Genomic DNA, 19,336 nt, shown 5'->3' on the forward strand with positions numbered 1-19,336 from the left:
CACATACCGGGCTTCGGCCCCACGAAACGCATCACGCTCGTTTTCGCCCCAGCATGCGTTCGGCAAATTTCACACCAGGCCGTGAATCCAACCCGCGGTCGCCGCATTCCAAGCCTGGAACTCTCAGCCCACCCTGGAGAATCTCATGCGCCGTCCTCTGCTCCTGACCCTCGGCCTCGTCTTCGCCGGCTGTAGCGGCCAGCCCGCCGAACCCACCCCGGCCAAGCCCGCCGCCGCCAAGCCCACTCCGGAGGCCGCGCCGCCCGCCGCCGCGCCCGAGCTCATCCCGCGCGAGGCGCTGTTCGGCAACCCCGAGCGGGCCAACGTGCAGATCAGCCCCGACGGCAAGTACCTCAGCTGGGTCGCGCCGGTCGACGGCGTGCTCAACGTCCACGTCGCGCCAGCCGACGAGCCCGCCAAGGCGCGCGCCGTCACCAGCGACAAGGCGCGAGGCATCGTCCAGTACTTCTGGGCCTACAAGCCGGACACCCTGCTGTACCTGCGCGACACCGGCGGCGACGAGGACTACCACCTCCACGCCGTCGACCTCACCAGCGGCGAGAGCCGCGACCTCTCGCCCTTTCCGAAGACACGCGCTCAGGTCGACGGCGTCAGCCACCTCCACCCCGAGTCCGTGCTCGTCGGGATGAACGACCGCGATCGCCAGTGGCACGACGTCTACCGCGTCGACCTCGCCACCGGCCAGCGCACGCTGGTCGCCCGCAACGACCACAAGATCGCCGGCTACATCGCCGACGCCGACTTCAAGCTGCGCCTCGCCACGCGCGCCCGCGAAGACGGCGGCATCGACGTCCTCCAGTCCGACGGCAAGAACGGCTGGAAGGACCTCGAGCAGATCCCGTTCGACGACTCGCTGAGCACCGGCTACGGCGGCATCACCGTCGACGGCAAGACCGCCTACCTCCGTGAGTCGCGCGACCGCAACACCGTCGCCCTCTACGCGGTCGACCTCGCCACGCGCGAGCGCAAGCTCGTGTTCGAAGATCCGCGGGCCGACATCAGCGGCGTGCTCGCCGACCCGCAGACCGGCGAGGTGCAGGCGGTCGCCTCCAACTACCTGCGCGAGGAGTGGAAGGCCGTCGACTCCGGCATCGAGGCCGACCTCAAGAAGCTGCAGGCGCTCGGTCCCGGCGTGATCGGCGTCGGCGCCCGCACGCTCGACGACAAGACCTGGATCGTCACCTACTCGGCCGCCGAGGCGCCCGCGATCTACTACCGCTACGACCGCGGCGGCGAGCCGCAGAAGTTGTTCTCGGCCCGACCCGCGCTCGACGGCAAGCCGCTGGTGAAGCAGTGGCCGCAGGAGATCCCGTCGCGCGACGGCCTCAAGCTGGTCAGCTACCTCAGCCTGCCGCTCGTGGCCGACCCCGACCAGGACGGCAAGGCGAACACCGCCGTCCCGCTGGTGCTCTACGTCCACGGCGGCCCGTGGGCGCGCGACACCTACGGCTACGCCGCCTCGCCGCAGTGGCTGGCCAACCGCGGCTACGCGGTGCTGCAGGTCAACTATCGCGGCTCGACCGGCTTCGGCAAGGACTTCGTCAACAAGTCCAACTACGAGTGGTCGGGCAAGATGCACGACGACCTGCTCGACGCCGTCAACTGGGCCGTCAAGCAGGGCGTCACCACCGAGGACCAGGTCGCGATCATGGGCGGCAGCTACGGCGGCTACGCCACCCTGGTCGGCCTGACCTTCACGCCCGACACCTTCAAGTGCGGCGTCGACGTCGTCGGCCCCTCCAACCTCAACACCCTGTTCGCCACCTTCCCGGCCTACTGGGCCAGCTTCATGAACCAGTGGTACATGCGCGTCGGCGACTCGCGCACCGAGGACGGCAAGAAGCAGCTGCTCGAGCGCTCGCCGATCAGCCGCGTCGATCGCATCAAGAAGCCGCTGCTGATCGCCCAGGGCGCCAACGACCCGCGCGTCAGCCAGGCCGAGAGCGACCAGATCGTCGCCGCCATGCAGGCCAAGAAGATCCCGGTCACCTACGTGCTGTTCCCCGACGAGGGCCACGGCTTCGCCCGCGCGGCGAACAGCACCGCCTTCAACGCCGTCGCCGAGGGCTTCCTCGGCGCCTGCCTCGGCGGTCGCGTCGAGCCGATCGGCAAGGACTTCACCGGCTCGAGCATCACCGTCCCGGCCGGCGCCGACGGCGTGCCCGGCCTGACCGAGGCCCTGCAGTCGCACACGCAGCAGATCAAGAAGTGAGCGCCTGACGCTCGACGCCAGCGACACGACCCGGCCGGGCCCGCCCGGCCTGAGCGGGTCGCTGTCGCACACGCAGACCGCACGAAGCGAGCGCCTGTCGATCTTGCAACCTCCTCGCGTCTCCCGACCTGTCGAGCCCGCGACGCGGGATCGACCGGCTCGATCGCAGCGGATCCAGGGCGTTAAGCGACTCCTTGCCGCGGAGCGCCCCGCGGCGAGTCGACCTCGAGCGACCTCTCGCCGCCGCCGCGCGGATGCGACCTGCCCGATGAGCCAGGCCCAAGCTCTGCACCTGTCCCAAAGACCAGCCGTTGCACCGCTCGCGCACGATTTTGCTATCGTCGTCTGCCGTGCCCGAGACGGAGCTCTCAGAGGCCGCGCGAGGTTCGCCCCCCGACCCCGCCGCGGCGACAGGCCGTGCGACCTCGACGCGGCCGACCGGCGCGCACCGGATCGCCAGCGCCGAGGTGACCGGCTTCTTCGACGCGCTGCCGCACGGCACCGTGTTGATGCGGCTGTGGGCCCGCTTCGGCCTGCTCATGGGCCAGCAGCTGGCCCGGGTCGTGCGCGACGACCACGTGTTCCTGATCGTCATGGCCGCGGTCGTCGGCACCACCAGCGGGATCGCGGCCGGCGCGTTGCTGGCGTGGATCGACTACGCCTTCCGCCTGTTCCCGCGGCCCGAGGAGAGCAGCGCGCTGGTCCGCTGGGCCGCGGTCATCGGCGTCCCGGTGCTCGGCGGGCTCGCGGCCGGCGGCCTGCACTTCGTGCTGCGGCGGCTCATCCGGCAGCCGCTGGTCCAGAGCATCCCCGCCGTCATCGAGGCCATCGCCCGCAAGCAGGGCGCGATCGGCGGGCGCCAGGCCGTCATCGCCGGCGTCGGCACCGGCATCACGATCGGCAGCGGCGGCTCGTGCGGGCACGAGGGTCCCAGCGTCGCCATCGGCGCCGCCGTCGGCAGCGTGATGGCCCGCTTCTTCGGCCTGCGCATGCGCTGGCACCTGGCGATGGTCGGGGCCGGCTGCGCCGGCGGCCTCGCGGCGGCCTTCAACGCCCCGCTGGCCGGCGTCGTGTTCACCGTCGAGATCGTGTTCGGCGGCGCCATCGGCGGCAACATCGGCACCATGTCGGTGTTCGTGCCGCTGATCGTCGCCGCGGTCGCCGGCACCTTCACCTCGCACGCGATCCGGGGCGAGCACCTGACCTTCACGACAGTCCAGCACGGCGACGCCATGCTCGCCGAGATGGGCCTATTCGTCGCCCTGGCCGTGCTCGCCGGGGTGCTCGGCACGCTCATGGGCCGGGCCGTCATCGGCATGACGAAGTGGTTCCAGGCGCTGAAGGCCCCCGTCCTGCTCAAGCCGGCGCTCGGGGCCCTCGGCGTCGGTGTGCTCGCCGCCGTCGTCTCCAACGACGTCCTCGGCGGCGGCCTCCCGACCATCAACGAGGCGCTGCAGGGCCACCTCGGCTGGCAGCTCGCGCTCGCGCTGCTCGGCCTCAAGATCGTCGCCACCGCGCTGACCGTCGGCAGCGGCGGCTTCGGCGGCGTGTTCACGCCCTCGCTGTACATCGGCGCCTGCCTCGGCACCGTCGTCGGCGCGCTCGCCAACTTCGCGCTCGGCCCCGCCGCCGAGTCGACCGCCGCCTACGCGCTCGTCGGCATGGGGGCGATCTTCGCCGCCACGATGCAGGCCCCGCTGACGCCGATCGTGATGATCTTCGAGCTCACCCGCGACTACCAGCTCATCCTCCCGCTGATGCTCGGCTGCATCCTCGCGGTGTTCGTGGCCCGCCGCATGTCGCCGCGCAGCCTGTTCCAGGAGGTCCTCCACCAGCAGGGCGTGGTGCTCGGGCACGAGGCCGAGGTCGAGGTCATGAAGCGCGGCCACGTCGCCGACCTCATGCGCCCGCCGCCGCGTACTCTGTCCGAAGGGACAGGTGCCGCCGAGGTCCGGCGCGTCGCCCTCGACGAGGGCCGCTCGCCGTTCGTCGTCGACGACACCGGTGCCGTGGTCGGCTTCATCGACGCCGACCTGCTGGCCAAGCGCGTCCTCCACGGCGACGTCCCGGCCGACGCCGCCGCGCGCGACCTCATGTCCGACGTCCAGCTCGCCCTCCTCTACCCGACCGACACCCTCGCCGGCGCGATGCTGGCCTCGGCGCGCGCCGCCGTCGAGGTCCTGCCGGTCGTCGACCACGAGCACCGGCTCGTCGGCGTCATCCGCCGCGGCGACCTGCTCGCCCACTACAGCGACAAGGTGCTCGGCCAGCAGGAAGAGGCCGTGCACATGCACACCACCGGCGGCGCCGTCCACGGCCACGAGGTCGGCCTCGGCAAGGGCACGATCCTCGACCACATCGTCGTCGGCCGCCGCTGGGCCGGCCGCACCCTCGCCGACCTCGCCCTGCGCTCCCAGACCGGCGCCACCGTGGTCGAGTGGCTGCGCGGCGACGCCCCGCTGGCGCTCGACCCCAACGCCCCGCTGCAGCACAACGACGTCCTGGCGATCGTCGGCACCCGCGAGCAGATCCTCGCCGCCCGGCGCATGGGCCCGACCCACCCCGGCGTGCCTGTCACCCCGCCGCCGATGCGCCCTTGAGGACATGCTCTCCAAAACATGTCCTCCAAAACATTATCGTAAGGACATGTCCTCGACGGCCTCCTGCTCGCCCCTCCTTCGGCGCCCAGCGCTGCGCCGCCGGGCCCCCACTGCGCGGAGCGCCGCCTCGCTCGCCGCGCCGGGAAGGACTGGTCCTGCGCACCGACGCCGGCCGTTTGATGTCCACCATCCTCGTCATTCCCCGCCCGGCTCGAGCCACGCTCTCGCCGCTCGTGACGCCCCGCGACGACCTGTCCCGCCCGGACAGAGCGCCGCTCGCGTCGCTCTCGTGACCCCCGCGGCGCACCTGCTCCCCCGGGTTCGAGTCCCGCTCGCGTCGCCCGTCATGACGCCTCGCGGCAAGACGCGCTACCCTCCGCCCGTGCCACACGACCCCCAGGGCTGGATCGACGCGCTTCACCTCGTCCCGCACCCCGAGGGCGGGCACTACCGCGAGACCTACAGGGCCGGGCTCGCCGTCGAGCGCGACGGCCGGCGGCGCAGCGCCTCGACCGCGATCTACTACCTCCTGCGCCACGGCGAGCGCTCGCGGCTGCACCGGATCCGCAGCGACGAGCTGTGGCACTTCCACGCCGGCGACGGGCTCCAGGTCCACGTGTTCGACGCGCGCGGCCACGCCGTCCTGCGGCTCGGCCTCGACCTCGCGGCCGGCGAGGCCCCGCAGCAGTGGGTGGCCGCCGGCGCGTGGTTCGGCGCCGAGGTCGAGCGGCCGGGCGGCTGGGCGCTCGTCGGCTGCACCGTCGCCCCGGGCTTCGAGTTCGCCGACCTCGAATTCGCCGACCGCGACGCGCTCCTCCGCGCCCACCCGGCCCACGCCGACGTCATCGCCCGCCTCGCCTGAAGATCGCGGTCACGCGCCTGCGGCCCTGAATATTCCCCGGGAACCTCGCCGGGGCGGCGCTGTCTGCCGCTCCCGAGCGACGCGCGTGCGGCCGGTGGCGGCCGACCTGTCCGTCGCGACATGTCCATTTCGCCAGCTGACTCATCGCTGCCATCGGAGGACCCCGCCGTGCCCACCCGCAAGCCGCCCGAGGAAGAGACCGTCCAAGCCGACCTCCTGCCCGTCATGAACATCATGTTCTTGCTGATCCCCGCCTTGCTGCTGGCGATGGAGTTCGCCAGCATGGCCCAGATCTCGGTCGCCGTCCCGCGCACCGTCAGCGACGTGACCGCGCGGCCGAAGGATCCCGGCCAGCCCGAGCTCGGCTTCAAGGTGGCGATCGGCCGCGACGGCTTCCGCACCCGCTCCGGCGGCGCCGACGCCGGCCCGGGCACGATCCCCCTGAGCGGCGGCGCCTACGACTACGCCGCCCTCGCCGCCGCCGCCCGCGACCTCAAGCAGCTGTTCCCCACCGAGTCGACCGTCACAATCACCGCCGAGGGCGACGTGCCGATGGACGTCCTCGTCCGCACCATCGACGTCCTCCGCGGCGACAGCTGCAAGCTCGGCGGCTGGGCCCGCGGCGAGCAGCCCGGCGACGGCTGCCTGTTCTGGACGCCGGTGATCGAGAGCGTCGGCTGAGCCCGCGGCTTCGAGCATCGCCCCCCGCGCCGTTGCCCGGGTGCTTTGGACATGTCTCACAAGACATGTCCATGAGAACATCTCATTGCCGGCCCAAGGTCCGCGCGGCCGCGTGCCCCGCAGGTCGCCTCACCTTGACGAGCAGTCTCCTGACGCCTCCGGGCCGCTGCAAGGCCGCCCACGCCGCCAGGTCGGGGGGCCCCGCAACGGGCGCAGCTTCACGCGACCTCACGCGTGCGCGAAGCGCGGCTCGCCCTTCCGCCCAGGCGCGAGGCGACGCTCGCGCTCGCGCGGCGAGCGGCGGCATTCGCCGCGACGCTGAATGAGGATCGCCGGCGCGCGTTCTCGCGCCCCGCGCGCGCTCGCGCGCCTCAGTACTCCTCGACCCACTCCGCCACGGGCGTGCCCTCACCGGCGTGGCGCTCGAGGATGACCGGCAGCATCTCCTCGGTCACCCCCGGATAGAACCCGCGTCCGCTGACGTCGCGGGGCTCGACGTCCCCGTTCTCGCCGGGGGCCAGCGGCCGCACGAACACGTTGGGCCCCTCGCTGCAGCGGCCGAAGCAGTTGTAGGCGACCACGTGGCAGCGCGGCTTCAGCCCGGGGTCGGCCGCGATCCCCGCCTTGAGCAGCGTCACCAGGCGCTCGCTCTCATGGGTGATGCCGCAGCTCGGCCCGTCGCAGACGAGGATCTGAAACCTTCGCATGGCGCCCGGGCCTTGTAGCGAACAACGCCCAGGCCCCGCAAGTCGCCCGTCTGCCGGTTTTTTGGCGGTCCGCGGTCCGGCGAGTAGCGTCTCGCTCCATGATCGGATCCCCGGAGCCTGGCGTGCGCAGCGGCTCGCGCCGAACCTCGCAAGCCGGGCCGCGGGCCGGCTGCTCGTGCGAGCTGCTGCTCTCGCTGTGCGCCGCCGACTCGGTCCAGGGCGTCCTGGCCGCCCACGGCCTCGACGTCGCCCGCCTGCGCGCCGTCGTCGACGAGCTCCACGCCGAGGTCGAGACCGAGCCGGCCGACTGGCGCCTGCGGATCACCCAGCGCGGCGGTCGCGCCGCCGACCCCGACCTCGACCTCCTGCTCGCCCTCGTCCGCTCCGCCGACTCGCACGCCTACCAGCTGCTCGAGCGGGCCGGCGCCGCCTGCGGCGCCCTGCGCAAGCTGCTGATCGACCGCCTGCGCGCGCTCGAGGCCGCCGCGCTCACCGGGACAGGTCCCTCGCGCCATGTCCCATCCGGCATGTCCTCCGAGACAGCCCTGCCGCGGCGCCCCGTCGTCCAGCGCATGTCGACCATCGGCGCCGCCGGCGAGCGCCCGGTCCGCCGCTCGCTCGCCGACGCGCGCGCGAGTGACATGTCCCCGCGGACAGGTGCCGGCGACGCCCCGCCCCGCCCCGCCCGCGGCGGCGGCGCCCGCACCTGGCCCGAAGGCCAGCCTGCCGCGCGCCCGGCCCGACCGACCGACGTCCGCACCTGGCCCGAAGACCACCCGGCCCGCGCCCGCCTCGACGCCCCCCGCGCCCGGCCCGAAGACCCGCGCGCGCCGACCCGCGCCCAGCCGCGCCTGCCCGCCCGCCCCGAGCCGGGCCGCGCCTCGGCCCTGGCCCTCAAGCCAGGTCCAGGCGCCCAGGTCGCGCCGGCCGGCGAGCCCGAGCCGCGCCCGGCCCCCGCGCCCCAGCCCGAGGCCCGCAGCCAGCGCCTGAGCCCGATCGACCCCTCGGCCCTGCCGCCGCTGCACGGCCGCGAGGGCGAGCTGGCGCGCCTCGCCGACGCCGTCCTGCGCCGCTCGCCGCGCCCGCCGCTGCTCGTCGGCCCGGCCGGCAGCGGCCGCACGCTGGTCGCCAAGCACCTCGCCGGCCTGCTGCACCAGCCGGTCTTCTACCTGTCCGCGACCCGCTACGAGGACGAGGACGGCCTGCGCGCCGACCTCGCCGCCGTCGCCAAGCAGGGCGGCGTCGCCATCCTCGACGACCTCGACCGCCTCGGCGGCGACGGCCCGCCGGCGCTGCTCGGCGCCCTCGCCAAGGCCTGGTCTTCGGGACAGCCGCCGATCGTCGCCGTCGCCTCGCCCGAGGGTCAGGCCCGCCTGTGCGCCTGGGCCCCCGGCCTGGCCGCCGCCCTCGACCTCGTCACCCTCCAGCCGCTCGAGGGCGACGACCTGCGCGCCGCCGTGGCCGCCGCCGCGCCCGCGGTGCTGGCCCAGCACGGCCTGTCTCTCGGGTCAGGTAGTCGCCTCGCCGAGCTCGTGCGCCTGTCCGACCGCTTCCTCGCCGGCCTGGCCCAGCCCGGCCGCAGCCTCGACCTGCTCGACCTCGCCTGCGCCCGCACCGCCCGCGAGGGCCGCGGCGCCGTCCAGCGCGACACCTGGATCGACATCGTCTGCGAGCGCAGCGGCGTCCCGCGCGAGCGCCTCGAGGGCCAGGGCCACCAGGACATGCTCGAGCTCGAGGCCGAGCTCGCGCGCAAGGTCGTCGGCCACGAGCACGCCCTCGCCGCCGTCGCCCAGCTGATCCGCAGGAACCGGGCCGGCTTCGGCTCGCAGCGCCCGATCGCCACCGTCCTCCTGCTCGGGCCCAGCGGCGTCGGCAAGACCGAGATCGCCAAGGCCCTGTGCGGCGCCCTGTTCGACCGCCCCGACGCGTTCGTCCGCCTCGACATGAGCGAGTACGCCGAGGCCCACGCGGTCGCGCGGATCGTCGGCGCCCCGCCCGGCTACGTCGGCCACGAGCAGGGCGGCGCGCTGACCGACCCGCTGCTCAAGCAGCCGCACTGCGTCGTCCTCCTCGACGAGATCGAGAAGGCCCACCGCGACGTCCACCAGCTGCTGCTGCAGGTGTTCGACGAGGGCCGGCTCACCGACGGCCGCGGCCGCACCATCGACTTCCGCCACGCCGCGATCATCATGACCTCGAACCTCGGCGCCACCTGCCTCGACGCCACCGGCGACGCCCGCCTCGACGAGGCCCGCGTGCTCGAGGCCGCCCGCGCCGCCTTCCCGGTCGAGCTGTGGAACCGCATCGAGGCCCCGCTGGTGCTCCACCCGCTCGGCGGCGAGCAGCTGGCCCGGATCTGCGCCCGCCTGGTCCGCGCCTCCTCCGACCGCCTGCTGCGCGAGCGCGGCATCCGCTACCGCCTCACCGAGGCCGCCACCCGCCACGTCGTCTCGCTGTGCGGAAAGGACATGTCCCTTGGGGCACGTCCCTTGCGACATGTCCTTACGCGCAGCGTCGAGGCCCTCCTGGCCGACGCGATCCTGCGCGGCCAGATCCGCGCCGGCATGCAGGTCGAGGTCGATCTCGACCACACCGGCGCGCTGTGCCTGCTGGCCTCGCGCGCCTAGTCGATCGCTGCGCCGCGTGGTACCGTGCGGCGCGGTGGCGTCCGCCCTCATCATCGACGCCGACGCCCGGCTGACGATCCGCCTGGCGACGATCCTCGCCGCCCGCTCGCTGCCGGCCGCGGTGCTCGTCGATCCCGGCGAGGCCGTCGCGTGGGTGCGGGCCCACGCGCCCGCGCTCGTGCTGCTGCGCGTCGAGCTGCCGGGCACCTCCGGCTTCGCGGTGTGCAACCGCCTGCGACGCGACGACGACACCCGGGCGATCCCGCTCATCCTGTACGGCTCCGAGGTCCCACCCGAAGTCTTCGACGGCCACAGCAAGCTGCGCACCCGCGCCACCGCCTACTTGCACGCGCCCTTCGACCCCGCCCGCGTCCACGCCGCCGTCGCCGCGTGCCTCTCCGTGAGCGCGTGAAGCCGGCGCGTGTCTCGCGGTGACCGCGCGACGATCGTCGTCGCAAGAGCCTCGTCGCAGGCGGCGGCGCCGGCCCGTCGAACGTCGTTATGCGGGCCGCCAAGGACCGGCCCGTCGCCCCTGGTGGAAGCGAGCAAGGCCGGATATTTTGGCCCACGTGCACTCAGCGCTGATCATCGACGCGGACGGCAAGACCCCGGCCACCCTCAAGAACATCCTGGCCCCGTACGGCTTCGAGTTCACGATCACGGAGAACGGGCCTGAAGCTGTCAACGTCGCGCGCCAGGCCGCGCCGGACATCATCTTCTTGCGCGCCGAGCTGCCGCTGACCTCCGGCTTCTCGGTGTGCAACCGCCTGCGGCGCCACGAGGACACCAAGCGGATCCCGCTCATCATGTACTCCTCGAACGTCAGCGAAGACGTGTTCGAGCAGCACCGCAACCTCAAGACCCACGCCGACGACTACCTGCGCCTGCCGCTCGACGAGAGCCGCCTGATCTCGGCGATCCGCCCCGTCCTGCCGATCGGCGAGGCCAAGGCCGCCCAGGACGCCCCGCCGGGGCCCGCGCGGCCCGGCGCCGGCGCGAACCCGCCCGCCGCCGCCTCCGCCAGGCCGGCCCGCCCCCTGCGTGCAAAAGAGCGCCTCGAGATCGAGCTGCGCGACCCGCCCGCGCGCGCCGGCGAGAGCCGCCAGCAGTTCGAGCAGGAGTTCGAGGGTGGCTTCAGCGCCCTGCAGGACGAGCCCTCGAGCGCCCTCCCGCGCGAGGGCTCCGGCGCCCTCCCGCCGCCCGACTCCGAGATGTCCGACGCCACCATGGCCGCCGGCGGCTTCAAGGCCCAGCGCGAGGTGCTGCAGCTCAGGAGCCAGCTCAACGCCCGCAGCCGCGAGATCCTGACCCTCAAGGACGAGCTCGAGTCGCGCGAGCGCACCATCCTCGACTCGAAGAAGCTCCAGCGCGAGCTGCAGGCCCAGATCAGCGAGCTCGAGAACCAGGTGCTCGCCGCCCAGGAGCAGATCCTGTCGTCGCGCGAGGCCGTCGAGGCCTCCGTGCGCGACAAGCAGACCGCGCTCAAGCGCGAGGAGGGCGTCAAGACCCGCCTCGAGGTGCTGCAGAAGAAGCTCAAGGACACCGAGACCGAGTTCGCCGCCGTCCGCGCCCAGAACGCCCAGGACCGCGACAAGGCCGCCATCGCCCTCGCCGAGGCCCAGCAGCGCGTCGAGAGCCAGGCCGTGACCATCACCGAGCTCGAGGCCGAGCGCGAGCGCCTGAGCGCGCAGCTGCTCGAGTCCAGCGGTCAGGTCACCAGCCTCGTCGACGGCTTCGAGGGCGCGCGCAAGAGCGTCGCCGAGCTCGAGGCCCAGCTCGAGCAGCACCGCCAGGAGATGGAGCGCGTCCTCGCCGACGCGGAGATCGAGCGGGTCGCCGCGCTCGAGTCGCTGGCCCGCCAGCACCAGGCCGAGATCGACGACCGCGAGCAGGACCACCGCGCCACCGTCAACCAGCTCCACGGCCAGATCGCGACCCTGCGCGATCAGGCCCAGCAAGAGCGCGAGCGCGTGGCGCAGACGATCATGGAGACCGAGGAGAACGCCCGCCTGCAGATCAGCCAGCTGACCCAAACGCTGGCCGCCACCGAGGAGGCGGCGCGGCGGGAGATCCAGCAGCTGCAGCAGACGCTGGCGCAGACCGAGGAGACCGCGCGCGGCGAGATCGGCGCGCTGCAGGCCGCCCTCGCCGACAGCCGCGCCCAGGCCGAGGACGCGGCCGCCGACGCCAACCGGCGGATCGCCGGCCTCGAGCATCAGGTCGACGAGCTCGGCGCTCAGCTCGACCGCTCCGAGACCCTGCTGGCCCGCCGCCGCGACGCCGCCCAGCGCGCCCAGCAGGCCCTCGCCGTCGGCCTCAAGCTGCTCGAGGACGACGACCTGACCTGACCTATCCTGAAGGTCATCTGCGAGGATCGATCGCTTGAGCGCCGACCGCATCCACGGCGACACCGCCAACCTGAAGAGCAGCCAGTCGCGCGCCCTCCAGCGCCTCGGCGAGCGCCGCGTCCCCGCCGACCGCGTCATCTCGGCCGCCCTCGCGCGCGACCTGCTCGACCTCTCGCACCAGCTCGGGCGTCAGCTCGGCCTCTTCATCGACCGCCGCGGCCAGGTCGAGCGCGTCATCCTCGGCGACGCGCACAGCCTCAGCCTGCCGGAGTTCGCCCGCGTCCGCGGCGCCCTCGGCCGCTTGCGCGGCGTCCGCCTGATCGTCACCCACCTCGTGCCCGACCCGCTCACGCGCGAGGAGCTGGCCGACCTCGCCAAGCTGCGCCTCGACCTCGTCGCCGGCGTGCACCGCGGCCCCGCCGGCATCCAGCTCGACCTCGCCAGCCTCACCCCGGCCGCGCCCGGGGCCGCCGAGGTGTTCACGCTGCGGACCTGGCCGAGAGTACCTGTCTCGACGCTCAGCCGCGATCTGTCGACCCGACCCGACGACGAGACGCCCCCGCCAGCCGACGCGCCCGACCTGCCGATCGACTTCACCGGCTTCATCCGCGAGCTCGAGGCCAAGCTCGTCGCCGCGACCACCGACGCGCGGGCCGAGGCGCGCGGCACCAAGGCGACCGCGCTGGTGATCCACGGCGGCGGCCCCGAGGTCCCGGCGCGGATCAGCGAGCTGCGCGAGCTGTGCCGCACCGCCGGCATCCAGCTGATGGACCTCGTGACCCAGCGGCGCCCGCAGCCCGACCCGCGCACCTTCTTCGGCCAGGGCAAGCTGCGCGAGGTCATCGTCCGCGCGCTCGAGCAGGACTGCGAGCTCCTGATCTGCGACCCCGACCTCACGCCCTCGCAGGCGCACGCGATCGCCGACGAGACCGAGCTCAAGGTCATCGATCGCACCACGCTGATCCTCGACATCTTCGCCCAGCACGCCCGCAGCGCCGACGGCAAGCTGCAGGTCGAGCTGGCCCAGCTGCGCTACATGTTGCCGCGCATGGTCGGCAAGGGCACCGCGATGTCGCGGCTCGCCGGCGGGATCGGCGGGCGCGGCCCCGGCGAGACCAAGCTCGAGATCGATCGCCGCCGCGCCAAGGAGCGGATAAGCGCCCTGACGCGCCGCCTCGCCGAGCTGCGCCAGCGTCGCGACCAGCGCCGCGCGCTGCGCCGCAGCACCAACGTCCCGGTGGTCGCGATCGTCGGCTACACCAACGCCGGCAAGTCGAGCCTGCTCAACACCGTGACCCAGAGCGAGGTCCTGGCCGAGAACAAGCTGTTCGCCACCCTCGACCCGACCGTCCGCCGGATCCGCTTCCCCGAGGACCGCGAGGTCGTCCTGCTCGACACCGTCGGCTTCATCCGCGACCTCCCGCCGGCCCTGCTGCAGGCGTTCAGCGCCACCCTCGAGGAGGTCGCCGACGCCGACCTGCTGCTGCTCGTCGTCGACGCCAGCGACCCCGACCGCGACCAGCAGCGCGCCGCCGTCGAGGCGATCCTCGGCGACCTCGGCGCCGGCAAGGTCCCGCGCCTGCTCGTGTTCAACAAGTGCGACCTGCTCGCGCCGGAGGAGCTGGCCGCCCGCCGCGAGGACGCCGGCCCCGACACCTTCTTCATCAGCGCGATCGACCGCCGCAGCACCTTCCCGCTCATGCACGCCATCGAGACGCACCTGTGGGAGCGCGGAATGATCGAGCGCGCGGCCACGTTCACGGGTGACGAGCCCTGATGTCCGCCCCCGAGCTCGACCTCGGCCTCGCCGCCCTCCTCGGCGCCCTCCAGGGCGTGGCCGAGTTCCTGCCGATCTCCTCGTCCGGCCACCTCGCCCTGGCCCAGCGCGTCGCCGGCCTCGACGCCGGCGCCGGCGGCCACTCGTTCAACATCGTCGTCCACGCCGGCACCCTGCTGGCCGTCCTGTTCCACTACCGCGGCGACCTGCTCGCGCTGGCCCGCGCCGTCTTGCGTCCGGGACATGTCCCCCAGCACATGCCCGATGCGCCAGGCTCGGAAGGACATGTCCCCTCGGGCAGCTCACCGAGCGACGCGCGAGCGCTGCTGCTCGCGCTCGTCCTCGGCACCTTGCCGCTGGCCGCCGCCCTCGCCCCGCCGGTCGAGAACCTCGTCATCGCCGCCGAGCACCACCCCCGGGCCATCGGCGCCTGCTTCCTCGTCACCGCGGCGATGCTCGGCCTGGCCGAGTGGCTGACCCGCCGGCGCCGGAGCCCGCAGGAGGTCCCGCGGCCGCTGCAGGCGCTGCTCATCGGCCTCGCGCAGCTCGTCGCCATCCTGCCCGGCATCTCGCGCAGCGGCTCGACGATCGCCGCCGCCATGGGCCTCGGCCTCGGCCGCCTGCCGGCCGCGCGCTTCTCGTTCCTGCTGGCGATCCCCGCCATCCTCGGCGCCGCGCTCAAGGAGGCGCTCGACCTGATGAAGGAGGGCCTGCCCGCCGTCGACCCGCTCGCCTTCGTCGTCGGCTTCTTCGTCAGCTTCGTCGTCGGCGTCGCCACCCTGCGCGTGCTGCTGGTCCTGCTGGTCCGCGTCGGCGTGGTGCCCTTCGTGCCCTACCTCGTCGTCCTCGGCCTCGCCGTCCTCGCCCTCGGCTAGGAGCCTGTCCGGGAAATCGCGGGGCCGGAGGCGCGGGGCCGTGGAGTTCTGGGTGACGGCGGGCACGGAGCGGCGGAGCGGGTCCCTCGCTTCGGCGGGGCCCTCCCAGGCAACGTGCTCGGCGCCCTCGGGCTTCGATATCGATCTGTCGTTGAGGACAGGTTCGTACGTGCCTCACGGACGATGGCGCCTGCGCGCGGTTGCCTGCGGCCCCTCCCGCCGGCGTCCCACTCCGCCGCTCCGTGCCCGCCTGCGAAGAGCGTCGCCGGCCCCGCTTGTCGCCGCGCGGGAGCCTCACGGAGCGGCGGCGAGTGCGGCGCGTCCGGCTTCGTTTCTACCTGTCCTAAAGAACAGGACCGATCCACCATAACCTTGTAGACATGCCCATCACGACATGCCCGTACGAGCATGCCCTACCGACGGCTCAGCCGCCGGCCCGCGTGAGCAGCATGCAGTCGCCGTACGAGTAGAAGCGGTAGCCGGCGGCCACCGCCTCGGCGTAGGCCGCCAGCACCCGCTCGCGCCCGCCGAGGCAGCACACCAGCATCAGCAGCGAGCTGCGCGGCAGGTGGAAGTTGGTGACGATCGCGTCGACCACCTTGAACTCGAAGCCGGGCGCGATCACCAGGTCGGTCGTGCCGGAGAACGGCGCGATCTCGCCGGCGCGGGCGACCGACTCGAGCGCGCGCGTGGCCGTGGTGCCGACGGCCACGACCGGCCGGCCCTCGGCCTTCGCCGCCGCGATCCGGCTCGCCGCCCCCGCGTCGAGCTCGACCCGCTCGGCGCCGACCTTGTGCTCGCGGACATCCTCGGCCTCGAGCGGCAGGAACGTGCCCGGACCGACGTGCAGCGTCACCCGCACGACGTCGAGCTGCGCCAGCACCTCGGGCTCCCAGTGCAGCCCGGCCGTCGGCGCGGCCACCGAGCCCGGCTGGGCCGCGTAGATCGTCTGGTAGCGCGACGCGTCCTCGTCGGTCGGCCCCGCGGGCCGGCGGATGTACGGCGGCAGCGGCACCTCGCCGCGGCTCGTGAGCGCGCCCATCCACTCGCCGGCCTCGACGCAGAACACCCGCGCCCGCGGGTCGACGGCGTCGGGCTCGACGTAGCGGGCCACCCACTCGCCGCAGCGCACCACGTCGCCGGCCCGCAGCCGCTTGGCCCCGCGGACCCACGCGCGGAACGTCTGCCCCGGCGACAGCCCCGGCCGCGGATCGCAGACCAGCAGCTCCAGCTCGCGCCCGTTGTGCAGCACCCGCAGCCGCGCCGGCACCACCCGCGAGTCGTTGACCACGACCAGCGCGCGCGGGTCGAGGAAGCGCGGCAGCTCACGCGCATACGCGTGGACCGGCGCCCCCGCGTCGCGCTGCACCAGCATGCGGGCATCGCCGCGCCGCGCCGCGGGCGTCTGGGCGATCTGCTCGGACGGCAACACGTAGTCGTAGGCTTCGGGACCCATCGCTCGCGCGCGGGTTTTGACACACCCGCGCCGGCGCGCACAAGTGGTCCGCGCCGCGCGACGGTGCCATCCTCGCCGCAGTGTCCGCCCGCACGCTCCTCGCCGCCGCCTCCCTCGCCCTGCTCGCCCTGGCGCCCGCGTCGGTCCGCGGCGGCGAGTCGAGCGCCGAGCGCCTGCACCGCAAGGGCGTGCACTGCATGGAGGAGATCGAGCGCCGCGACTGCGCGATCGAGCACTTCGAGGAGCTGCTCGACGAGCGCACCGATCGCCGCGAGCTCGTCACCGACGGCCTCCTGCGCCTCGTCAAGCTGTACGAGAAAGAGGATCGACCCGAGGACCTCAAGGCCGCGCTGCGCCGCTTCTGGGACGCCGGCAAGACCGACACCCGCCGCGGCCACCTGCCCTACACCGCCCGCTTCCTGCCGAAGGACTTCGACGTCGTCTTCCACGCCCACATGCAGCGCCTCATGGCCGCGCCGCTGGCCAAGCAGCTCGACGAGATCGCCGAGTACGTCATGACCTGCGACCCGCACGTGCGCGCCCAGCTCGACGACGTCCGGATCCTCCGCAAGGCCCAGCGCAAGGCCCGAGAGACAGGTGTGACTGTCCAAAAGGCCATGTCGGACGTCGTCGCCGAGGAGCACAAGCGGACCGAGGCGTACAAGAAGCGGCGCGCCCAGGCCGAGGCCGAGGGGCGGCCGCGCCGGCCCGAGCCGGTGTTCGCCGACGCCACCTGCCAGGTCGCGCGCGCCCTCGGCGACGACACCGCGGCGGTCTGGACCCGCGGCGCGTTCGCCCTCGCGCACGGCGACTTCACCCGCTCCGCCGCGATCATCGAGATCCCCGACCTCCCCGCCAAGCTCGAGGCCGCGGTCGCCGCCGGCCGCCTGCTCCCGCGCGGCGAACGGGCCTATGCGCTCACGCCGCTGCGCTACCAGAACGGCGAGGTGCTGCTGCGCGTGCTCGACGGCGGCGAGCTGGTCGTCGCGCCGCCGGGCGTCATGAACGAGATCGCCGCCAACTACGCCCGCGGCAAGCGCACGCTGCCCCGCGAGGTCGACCGCCTCGTCGTCGGCGTGCCCGTCGACGCCGGCTTCTTCGCCGTCGCCACCGAGGCCGCCGTCCGCGAGCTCGGCTTCGGCGGCATGTCGAAGGGCCGCCGCGGCCTGCTCCAGCTGCTGCTGCCGCGCCCCGAGGGCCTGCAGATGGCCGGCGTGGCCCACGAGTACTTCGGCTTCTTCCTCCGCATGCCGACCGACACCCCGCTCAAGGCCGGCGCGCTCGTCGAGGTCGTCCAGCGGATGATCGCCAACCAGGCCGAGGCCGACTCCGAGAGCGCCGACTTCCTGCGCCTGCTCGACGTGACTCAAGCCACGGACAAGCGCGCGCTCCTCCTGTCGTACGTCATGTCGCGCCGGCAGATCGAGACGATCGTGCTGCGCTGAGCGGCGAGGCGTGGCAGTCTTGTCCCCCGTGGCGACCCCCCTGTCGGCCCTCTCGCTGATCGCCTGGCTCGCGCTCGCCGGCGCGGCGCCTGGCGGTCCGCGCATGTCCCTCGGCGCAGGTCCTGACGGCCAGGTGCGTTCGGGCATGTCCGAAAGTCCAGGCCCTCTGCTGGCCCTCGCGCCGGCCCGCGGCGGCAAGGCCAAGCCCCCCGCGCCCGAGCCCGCGCCGGCCCCCGCGCCGACCTACGGCCCCGAGCAGGCCCGCGCCGACATCGAGCTCGTGCTGACCGGCCGCGGCCAAGACTACCTGCAGGCCCGCGCGCGGCTCGAGCAGCACCCGACCGTCGCCGCGCCGCTGGTCACCGCGCGCATGACCGCCACGCCCGCGCCCACCGCGGTCGAGCAGCGCCGCCTGCTCGCTCTGCTCGGCGGCATCGCCCGCCCCGAAGACGTCCCGCTGTTCGCCGACGCCATGCGCCGCGACGTCGCCGCCGCGGTCAAGCAGTCGCAGGAGCAGGGCATCGAGCTGCCGGCCGCCGAACCGTGGCGCGAGATCTTGCGCGCCCAGGGCCCGGCGGCCGCGCCCGCGCTCACCGGGCTCGTGGCCGAGAAGTCGTTCAGCGAGGAGCTGCGCGGCCTCTTGCTCGCCGACCTCGTCGCCGTCACGCCGGCCGACAAGCTGCCCGAGCTCGTCGCGCTGGTCGGCCTCGGCACGCCGAGCCTGCGCGCCGCGCTGCGCCAGGCGATCGCCCGGCGCGCGCACGCGTCCGCCGGCGAGCGGGCCCAGCTCGTGCAGGTCGTCGACGCCGCGATCGAGGCCGGCGAACCGGCGCGCCTGCCCGGCCTCGTGCTGCTGCGCGCCGCGATCGGCGGCAGCGACGACGCTCCGTTCACCCGGCGCGCGGCCGCCCTCGCCGAGGACGCCGCCGCCGAGTTCGCCGCCCGCGTCGCCGCGCTCCGCGTGCTCGTCGCCCGTCGTAGCGACCCCGCGGCGCAGACGGTGCTCGCGCGCCTCGCCGAGCAGCACCTGCCCGCCGACAAGCGCGTCGAGCTGCGCAGCGAGATCCTCGGCAGCCTCGCCCTCGCCGGGCTCGAGCCCGGCCCTGCCGCCGCCGTCGTCGACCGCCTGCAGCTCACCGGCGCCGACGCGCCGCGGGTCGCCGTCGCGGCCTTCTCCGTCGCCACCCTGCCGGCCGACGGCGCCTGGCTCGACGTCAGCCAGCGCCACGCCTGGCCCGAGGTCCGCGCCGCCGCGCTCGCCCGCGTCGACGGCCCGTGCTCCGCGGGCGTCCTCCGCCGGCTGCGCGACGGCACCAGCACCTCCGGCAACACCTTCGAGGCCGACGCCGCCGTCGCGCGCGAGGTCATCGCCGCGCTCGGCCGCTGCGGCGGTCCCGACGCCTTCGCCGCGCTGCAGGCCGTGGTCGTCAGCGCCGAGCAAAACGTCGACCGGCGGGCCGAGGCCGCGCGCCAGCTCGTCGACCGCCACGGCAGCGCCGGCGCCGACGTCGTCGCCGCCGTGCTGCGCAGCACCGACGACCTCGCGGTCGCGCTCCGCCTCGTGCGCGCCCTGCAGCGCTACGCCGACGACGAGGCGGCCCCCTCCGACGACGTGCGCACGGCCCTGTGCGCCGCGAGCAAGCGCCAGGAGCTGGCCACGATCGCCCAGCGGGCCGTCCGCGGCCTGTTCCCCGACCTCGACGACCCCTGCGCGGGCAACTGACG

Annotated in this window: 13 protein-coding genes; 11 read left to right on the forward strand and 2 right to left on the reverse strand. The window is 74.0% G+C overall.

The window, feature by feature from the left end:
• Nucleotides 1–145 precede the first annotated feature (145 nt).
• The 4 genes from K7C98_RS34370 to K7C98_RS34385 all read left to right on the forward strand — a co-directional run bounded on the left by K7C98_RS34370 (nt 146) and on the right by K7C98_RS34385 (nt 6,376).
• On the forward strand, nt 146–2,233 hold the full coding sequence (locus tag K7C98_RS34370; RefSeq protein WP_224196075.1) for a S9 family peptidase: 2,088 nt from the start codon (nt 146–148) through the stop codon (nt 2,231–2,233).
• Between the two features lie 350 nt (nt 2,234–2,583).
• Complete coding sequence (locus tag K7C98_RS34375; protein ID WP_224196076.1) at nt 2,584–4,833, forward strand: chloride channel protein; 2,250 nt, start codon at nt 2,584–2,586, stop codon at nt 4,831–4,833.
• Between the two features lie 382 nt (nt 4,834–5,215).
• On the forward strand, nt 5,216–5,695 hold the full coding sequence (locus K7C98_RS34380) for a cupin domain-containing protein (protein ID WP_224196077.1): 480 nt from the start codon (nt 5,216–5,218) through the stop codon (nt 5,693–5,695).
• Nucleotides 5,696–5,863: 168 nt separating this feature from the next.
• Nucleotides 5,864–6,376 carry a biopolymer transporter ExbD gene (locus tag K7C98_RS34385; protein WP_224196078.1) on the forward strand — a complete coding sequence of 171 codons (513 nt, stop codon included), beginning with the start codon at nt 5,864–5,866 and terminating at the stop codon, nt 6,374–6,376.
• A gap of 371 nt (nt 6,377–6,747) precedes the next feature.
• Here K7C98_RS34385 and K7C98_RS34390 read toward each other — a convergent pair whose 3' ends face one another.
• Nucleotides 6,748–7,083 carry a (2Fe-2S) ferredoxin domain-containing protein gene (locus K7C98_RS34390; RefSeq protein ID WP_224196079.1) on the reverse strand — a complete coding sequence of 112 codons (336 nt, stop codon included), beginning with the start codon at nt 7,081–7,083 and terminating at the stop codon, nt 6,748–6,750.
• Nucleotides 7,084–7,181: 98 nt separating this feature from the next.
• Here K7C98_RS34390 and K7C98_RS34395 point away from each other — a divergent pair, with 98 nt between their 5' ends.
• The 5 genes from K7C98_RS34395 to K7C98_RS34415 all read left to right on the forward strand — a co-directional run bounded on the left by K7C98_RS34395 (nt 7,182) and on the right by K7C98_RS34415 (nt 14,710).
• On the forward strand, nt 7,182–9,710 hold the full coding sequence (locus K7C98_RS34395; RefSeq protein ID WP_224196080.1) for an AAA family ATPase: 2,529 nt from the start codon (nt 7,182–7,184) through the stop codon (nt 9,708–9,710).
• 34 nt (nt 9,711–9,744) lie between these two features.
• Entirely contained in the window at nt 9,745–10,122 is a 378-nt protein-coding gene (locus K7C98_RS34400; protein ID WP_224196081.1) for a response regulator, read from the forward strand.
• A gap of 157 nt (nt 10,123–10,279) precedes the next feature.
• Entirely contained in the window at nt 10,280–12,058 is a 1,779-nt protein-coding gene (locus tag K7C98_RS34405) for a response regulator (protein ID WP_224196082.1), read from the forward strand.
• Nucleotides 12,059–12,092: 34 nt separating this feature from the next.
• Nucleotides 12,093–13,835, forward strand: a complete 1,743-nt coding sequence (gene hflX, locus K7C98_RS34410) for a GTPase HflX (protein WP_224196083.1) — start codon at nt 12,093–12,095, stop codon at nt 13,833–13,835.
• Nucleotides 13,835–14,710, forward strand: coding sequence for an undecaprenyl-diphosphate phosphatase (locus K7C98_RS34415; protein ID WP_224196084.1), 876 nt, complete (start codon nt 13,835–13,837; stop codon nt 14,708–14,710). Before hflX ends, K7C98_RS34415 begins: the two co-directional genes overlap by 1 nt.
• Before the next feature lie 424 nt (nt 14,711–15,134).
• Here K7C98_RS34415 and queA read toward each other — a convergent pair whose 3' ends face one another.
• Nucleotides 15,135–16,166: a tRNA preQ1(34) S-adenosylmethionine ribosyltransferase-isomerase QueA gene (gene queA / locus K7C98_RS34420; RefSeq protein ID WP_224196085.1), complete on the reverse strand. Its 1,032-nt coding sequence runs from the start codon at nt 16,164–16,166 to the stop codon at nt 15,135–15,137.
• Between the two features lie 80 nt (nt 16,167–16,246).
• Here queA and K7C98_RS34425 point away from each other — a divergent pair, with 80 nt between their 5' ends.
• Nucleotides 16,247–17,611, forward strand: coding sequence for a hypothetical protein (locus K7C98_RS34425; RefSeq protein WP_224196086.1), 1,365 nt, complete (start codon nt 16,247–16,249; stop codon nt 17,609–17,611).
• Between the two features lie 28 nt (nt 17,612–17,639).
• Nucleotides 17,640–19,334 (forward strand): hypothetical protein, encoded by a 1,695-nt coding sequence (locus K7C98_RS34430; protein ID WP_224196087.1) that lies wholly within the window; start codon nt 17,640–17,642, stop codon nt 19,332–19,334.
• Nucleotides 19,335–19,336: the final 2 nt, after the last annotated feature.

This window comes from Nannocystis pusilla (assembly GCF_020073745.1).
Taxonomy (GTDB): domain Bacteria; phylum Myxococcota_A; class Polyangia; order Nannocystales; family Nannocystaceae; genus Nannocystis; species Nannocystis radixulma.

Excerpts from the sequence above, each read along its gene's own strand:
- K7C98_RS34370 (WP_224196075.1), top strand. The coding sequence starts at position 146 with ATGCGCCGTCCTCTGCTCCTGACCCTCGGCCTCGTCTTCGCCGGCTGT.
- K7C98_RS34390 (WP_224196079.1), bottom strand. The coding sequence starts at position 7,083 with ATGCGAAGGTTTCAGATCCTCGTCTGCGACGGGCCGAGCTGCGGCATC.
- K7C98_RS34395 (WP_224196080.1), top strand. The coding sequence starts at position 7,182 with ATGATCGGATCCCCGGAGCCTGGCGTGCGCAGCGGCTCGCGCCGAACC.
- K7C98_RS34415 (WP_224196084.1), top strand. The coding sequence starts at position 13,835 with ATGTCCGCCCCCGAGCTCGACCTCGGCCTCGCCGCCCTCCTCGGCGCC.
- queA (WP_224196085.1), bottom strand. The coding sequence starts at position 16,166 with ATGGGTCCCGAAGCCTACGACTACGTGTTGCCGTCCGAGCAGATCGCC.